Here is a 982-nt window from a genome sequence, read left to right as displayed (position 1 = left end):
TTTTCGATGCGGCGGCGGCGCCGGGTGCTGGTGAGGCGGAGGGCGAGGACGGCGAGGGCGAGCAGGGCGAGGAGGGTGAGCTGGGGCCAGGGGATGGCCCAGATGGTGGTGTCGATGGCGACGCGTTCGGCGGTGACGCCGGGCAGGGGTTTGCCTGCGGGGGAGGGGATGGCCCAGATGGTGGTGCCGATGGGTCCCAGGGGCCAGGTGCCGGTGATGCGGGCGGTGAAGGTGCGGCTGCCGCCGGGCATGATTTCGCGGGCTCTGGCTTCGGAGGTGTCGTCCCAGGTGTTGTCGCCGGCGAGGGTGGAGGTCTGGATGCGGCTGTCGGGGGCCAGGCGGACGTTGCCGGTGTTGGCGAGGGTGTAGGTGACTTCGACGGTGCCGGGGGCGAAGGGGTTCCAGGACCAGGTGTAGGCGGTCTGTATGTTGCTGACGGCGATTTTGGCGGCGAAGGTGCCGGTGACGCGGATGTTGACGCGGACGCCGACGCGGTTGTGGACGCGGACCTGGCCGGAGACGGCGTCGACGGAGGCGGTGACGCCGGCGGGGTGGTCGCCGGGGGTGGCGTTTTGGGGGATGGCCACGGTGATGGGGACGACGGTGGTGGCTCCGGCGGCGATGGTGACTTTTTCGGGGACGGTGATCCAGGCGCCGCCGTCGACGGGGGTGGCCTCGGGGGGCCGCATGTCGAAGTAGCCCTTGGTGGTGAGGTAGCCGTCGCCTGCGTCGATGGCGAAGTCGACGGGTTGGGTGGAGCGGTTGATGACGGCGATGTGTTCGGTGACCTGTTGCCCGGCGGGCAGTTCGATGTCGATGGCGGTGCGGCCGTCGGGGCCGTCGGCGTTGGCGGGGACGACCGACCAGGTGGTGTCGGCACCGGCCGGGACGGCGAACGCCGCCACGGCGACCATGGCGACCAAGAGGGTGCCGACAGCCCGCAGAACGGCCAGTGCGGCGAGCAGGGCGGGGGCGCCCTGCG

The 982-nt window shown here is 71.6% G+C and carries 1 protein-coding gene; it reads right to left on the bottom strand.

The features are described from left to right. On the bottom strand, positions 1-982 hold a 982-nt coding region (locus tag HCK04_RS40335; RefSeq protein WP_168066702.1), incomplete at both ends, for a hypothetical protein.

This window comes from Microbispora sp. CL1-1, from assembly GCF_012034195.1.
In the GTDB taxonomy this organism is placed as follows: domain Bacteria; phylum Actinomycetota; class Actinomycetes; order Streptosporangiales; family Streptosporangiaceae; genus Microbispora.
Note: the sequence above shows the minus strand (reverse complement) of the source record. Positions and strands in the feature narration are given on the sequence as shown.